The sequence below is a fragment of the Aeromonas sp. QDB23 genome (assembly GCF_027707745.1).
GTDB lineage: Bacteria > Pseudomonadota > Gammaproteobacteria > Enterobacterales > Aeromonadaceae > Aeromonas > Aeromonas allosaccharophila.
The window spans coordinates 1-5,038 of the sequence record NZ_JAPCJA010000106.1 but is presented as its reverse complement, the minus strand read 5'-3'; the positions used below and the strand labels follow the sequence as shown (position 1 = coordinate 5,038).

The window sequence follows — 5,038 nt, the reverse complement described above, 5'->3', positions numbered from 1 at the left end:
TATCTGGAAACGGTACTCAATGCGGGTCTCAAAAAACTGGGTGAAATTTAACAAAATGTTCACGCTCTCACCCTGCCTCCAGGGACAGGTAAAACCGAGTTTATCGCTGCTTTTGTGCATTATTTGGTAGAGAAGCAGAATACTAAACGTATCTTGTTGGTTAGTCAGTCTCATGAAGCAGTTAATACAGCCGCTGAACGGATTCGGAAGCACTGTGCTCGTCTTAATACAGATCTAGAAGTCGTAAGGTTTAGTAACCGCGAAGGCGCTGTATCTCAAGGGCTGAAAGATGTCTACTCGAACGCAATCACAACCGAGAAGCGTGAATTGTTCAGCGCTGAAAGTAAGTATCGTGTAGAAGCCTTGAGTGAAGCAATTGGTTTGGATCCAGAATTTATATCTAGTATTGTGCAGGCAGAGCTTAAGCTTTTCAAAAAAATTGACCATCTTGAGGCATTACTTTATCAAGTGAATGACCTGAGAGATGAGAATGATATTAAAGTTCTGAAGGAAATTTCAGTAGAGCTTGATCTTTCAATACGCTCGAAGTTAAGTGCTGAGCATGATATTAATTTGGATACTGATGCTAATATCTCAGAAGCAAAAGAAATTCTGATTTATAAATTGTGTAGGGAGTATGGTGTCAGACCCGATGAGGCCCGCCGAGTAAAAGCATTAGCTAAAATATCACGAGATATGTTGGATGCTTTGTCGGGAGAGCGGGTTAACGTTGACGAATTCTATGCACGTTCAAGACAGTTAGTAGCAGGAACATGTGTCGGTATTGGACAAGGCCATATTGGCATCCAGGACAATATATACGATTGGGTGATTATCGATGAGGCCGCACGCTCAATTGCGAGTGAATTAGCGATTGCTATGCAGTCAGCTAGACGTATTCTGCTAGTTGGAGACCATTTGCAGCTTCCTCCATTATATTCCGATGCACATAAGGCTGCTTTGGCAAGAAAATTGGGTATCAACAGTTCACGCACTGAGATCGATGAACTATTACGAAGTGACTTTGCCCGAGCATTCAACTCTACCTATGGTGAGCAAGCAAGTGCAGCATTGCTTACTCAATATCGTATGGCCCCCCCTATTGGGAGTCTTGTATCGAAGACCTTTTATGAAGGTAAGCTTCGAAATGGTGTGCGAACAATTCCAGATGTCTATCAGCATGCGCCGCCTGCTTTGCACAGCATTGTGACTTGGCTAGATACCTCTCCCCAGGGCCAACGAGCACATCACTTGGAAGATCGTGGGACAAGTATCTACAACCGCTGTGAAGCAGATCAGATTATTTCTGTGCTTAAACAGGTGTCAGAAAATATTGATTTCGTTGCGAAGCTATCGAATCTTACCAGCAAAGATGAACCAGCGATCGGTGTGATTTGTATGTATGCCGAACAAAAAAAATTACTGCGTCAGAAGTTTAACCAGGAAATCTGGAGTGATGGATTCAAAGATATTGTAAAAATTGACACAGTAGATAGCTATCAAGGTAAAGAAAACAGGATTATCATATTGTCCTTAACTCGTTCTGATAAAAAACATAGCCCAGGTTTTTTACGAGCTCCAAATCGGATAAATGTTGCGATGTCTCGAGCGATGGATCGTTTGTTGATTGTTGGCAATGCGGATATTTGGAAAGGCAATAATAAAGAGTTGCCATTGGGATCTGTTGTTCGTTATATGACGGAATCTGGTGAGAAAGCTGGGTACAAATTTATCTCCGCTGAGCAGAGTGGGAAAAGAAAATGATGTCAGAAAATAAGGTTATTTATCATGAGGTCGATTTTTTGCTGCCTGCGCAAAGGTTTAATATTCAATTTTCATATATCTCTAAGAAGGGGCTTCCATTCATAAGGGAATTTGTGCTGAGGCTTGTTCATGTGGCATCAATGAGTAAGTCACAAATTTCAAAATATTTTGGCCTTAGCCGTCGAGAGACAGATGAGGCCATATCTGATTTAGTTCAACGTGGTGAACTGACTCTTTCAGATGACGGTCTTCTAACTTTGACAGATAAGTCAAATGGTTATTTTTCTGAAATTGGTGAAATACCACAGCTTTCTACTGTACAAGATAGTGGAGCTACGTTGTCATTTGATTTGGCTACATTTAGTTGTTTCAGTAACCAGAATATCCAAGAAAAGTGGAATGCCGGAATATCTCTGAAAATAGATGATAGCAACGTTTCTCAAAGTGAAAGGTTAGTCGAGAAACACTTCCAGCACCAGTTTACCCAAATTCTGGATAAAGGATATCTGTCTCATTTGCTGACTCAAGATGGTAAAGAACGCCCCTCTGTTTACACCGTAAACTCTGTCAATAAGCTGCGACAGTTTCCATTACGCTTGACAACAGATTTTAAAATGGACACTGATGGAAAGGCTGTCGAGCGTGAAGACTATGAAGAGTTGAATAGTTCGGAGTGTATTCATGAACTAATGGCTTTAGAGCTATCTCGGATATCTATGGTCAACAACTCCATGAGTATCTTCAAGTCCATGGTTTCCCTGAACGATGAAGATACACTAAAACTATTTGATTCAAAAACAAACCTGTTCAATCCAAAGTATATAGAAGACATCCAGGCATTAGAGGCTCATACAACGTCTGAGAGGTTGACTTTTCTTGGTCCAATATACTTAAAAAGTAACTGGGAAAAGCTACAGAAGATTCTAAATCCTGTGCTCAGTAAGCGTATTAAAGAAAAATCTGATACTAGTAATAATCGATTTACCTGGATTGCTCCTTCAGACCCATATTGGGCGAAGAGCGCTCGTTTTATTTCAAGCTTAAGTGACTTCATCCACAGGTCTAGTACAAAAGAGAAGAGGCTTTACAAGCCTGTGCTATACGTTCCAGTATGCGATCATCGGGATATCAAAGGAGCCAAACAGTGGATGCGTGAACTTGGTCAGTTCCACAATGATGCTAAGGGCCTTGCTGAGGGATTCCTGGATGGCAATGTTGAGATCCTTCATCTTGAAGATGAATTTGGTGTTGTTATTTACCATTTTTCTCAGCCAGAGACTTTGCCAATAACTATGCCCATTGGCTATATTACAAAAAATAAAGAGTTGGTTAAGAAACTTGGGTTCTTGGTTAATGAGTATGTCAGAGATATCTCTGCATTTGATAAACCAAATGACTGTGGTGCTATTTCCTCGTTAGCTAAAGGGGTTGATGCTTAGCGATTATAACTAAAGGGGCCTTAAGAAAATGCGTAACTTAAGGTCCCGTTTTCATTGCATCACTTGGTACAACACGAGTTTTTTGATAGGAACCAACCATTCACTCCTTCCTATCCGTGGCTTGCCAGCTTGATGATTTGCCGGTTAATACGGGGACGTGCAAGTACCCAAGTTACCGACAAACGATGAGGGAAGCTTTGTTCTTCCTGACTGGGAATAACTGTTTACAGTTGGGATACGGTGGATTCATCATTGTGGCAAAAATGAAGCGGCCTAATAGGCCGCTTCATTTTTTTATTCAGTTGTTTGGCTACCGGATATAAATGTGGCCCAGGCATCCATCATGGGCCGCCGCTGGTCTAGCAAGTCGGTACGATGATACGCAGCTTCTACCTTGTTCTGCACTGTGTGAGCTAACGCTCGTTCAGCGAGATCCCGTGCATAACCCTGCTCGCTGCACCAGTCGCGAAAGCTAGAACGAAAGCCATGAGCAGTTGCCAGACGGCCAGGAGTAGAGCTTGGTGCTTTTACCCGTCGCAAAAATGTCGTTAGTACCATATCTGATAGTGGAACTTGATCGCGTGGTGAAGGGAAGACCAATTCATCATGCAACCCCTGTAATCCCATCAGGATCTCAACAGCTCGAAGAGATAACGGGACGCGATGCATTTGTTTGGCCTTCATTCGTTCCGCTGGCAAGGTCCAGACTCTTGCTTCCAGGTCTACTTCTGACCATTTCATCGATCTGACTTCACCTGAACGGCAAGCCGTCAGGATCAAGAACTCCAGCATTAAGCGAGTTACATCGTACTGTTGTGTTGTCCTGAGATGCTGCTGGACAAAGGTTGGAATATCACGCCAGGGCATGGCAGGTTGATGTTCGGTACGAACGGCTTTACTGGGTTGTAGTGGGAGTAAGTGATTTACCACATCGACCGGGTTTGCTTGGCAGTGACCATGCGCCCAGGCCCAAGCCATGACCGCATGCAGCCGTTGTTTCACACGGCTGGCAGTTTCAGGGATCTCCAACCAGATCGGCATTAAGACCTCAGCGATCTGTGCAGGAGTGATGGCAGAGATTGAGTACTGGCCAATCATGGGGAATGCATACTGCTCGAGCGTCGAGATCCACTGTTTGCCGTGTTTGGGGTTTTTCCATCCAGGCAGCAGTTTGGAATGAACTTCCCGAGCAGCAGCCTCGAAAATTGGGATAGAGGGTTTGCTCTCCTCTGCACGTTTGAGTTCGAGTGGGTCAAGACCATTGGCGAGTTGTTCTCGCATTTTCTGCCCTTGCTTGGTGGCATCGGCTATCGATATCTCGGGGTACGAGCCAAGCCCTGCATTTCTGCGTTTACCGGTCACTGGGCTGACATAACGAAGTACCCAGTTGCCACGGCCTTTAGCCGTTGACGGATGAAGTGCCAGGCCTGTTACGCCACCATGTGCAATCGCTTTGTCATCTGGCTTGAGATTACGTGCTTTAGTATCGGTAAGAAGTGCCATAGGGGATTCCTTGAGAATGTGGCATGCCATGGACTATGCCATCTATTGTGCCATTTAGTGCGGGATAGAGTCATTTTCAGCCGGACGCTGTTGGACGAACCATTAAGTAAGGTATTGATTTTAACTGGATATGTAGGATGTGGCTGGTTTTGGTTGGACTTAATTCAGGCGGTCTCCCTCACCGCCAAATTGAGTGTGAATCAACCCCATGAATTTCATGGGGTTTTTTCGTTTCTGGAGGAGCGAAAAGGCCAGTGTTGCATATTCCGGCCGATCATGAACACCAATTCCGATTCAACGTGAACACCATTTCCGGACCAATGTGAACGCTC

At 44.1% G+C, this 5,038-nt stretch carries 3 protein-coding genes; 2 read left to right on the top strand and 1 reads right to left on the bottom strand.

The features are described 5' to 3' along the window. Positions 1-72: 72 nt before the first annotated feature. Both PG888_RS23265 and PG888_RS22335 read left to right on the top strand, forming a co-directional pair. On the top strand, positions 73-1,764 hold the full coding sequence (locus PG888_RS23265; protein ID WP_270694429.1) for a DEAD/DEAH box helicase family protein: 1,692 nt from the start codon (positions 73-75) through the stop codon (positions 1,762-1,764). After that, on the top strand, positions 1,761-3,203 hold the full coding sequence (locus PG888_RS22335; RefSeq protein WP_081086137.1) for a hypothetical protein: 1,443 nt from the start codon (positions 1,761-1,763) through the stop codon (positions 3,201-3,203). The genes PG888_RS23265 and PG888_RS22335 overlap by 4 nt, the downstream gene beginning before the upstream one ends. A 294-nt stretch (positions 3,204-3,497) precedes the next feature. Here the strand turns inward: PG888_RS22335 and PG888_RS22330 are convergent, their stop codons facing one another. Continuing rightward, the gene (locus PG888_RS22330; protein ID WP_270694428.1) at positions 3,498-4,706 is read right to left on the bottom strand and encodes a tyrosine-type recombinase/integrase; all 1,209 of its coding nucleotides are present in this window, start codon (positions 4,704-4,706) and stop codon (positions 3,498-3,500) included. Between the last annotated feature and the right edge of the window lie 332 nt (positions 4,707-5,038).

Excerpts from the sequence above, each read along its gene's own strand:
- PG888_RS22335 (WP_081086137.1), top strand. The coding sequence starts at position 1,761 with ATGATGTCAGAAAATAAGGTTATTTATCATGAGGTCGATTTTTTGCTG.
- PG888_RS22330 (WP_270694428.1), bottom strand. The coding sequence starts at position 4,706 with ATGGCACTTCTTACCGATACTAAAGCACGTAATCTCAAGCCAGATGAC.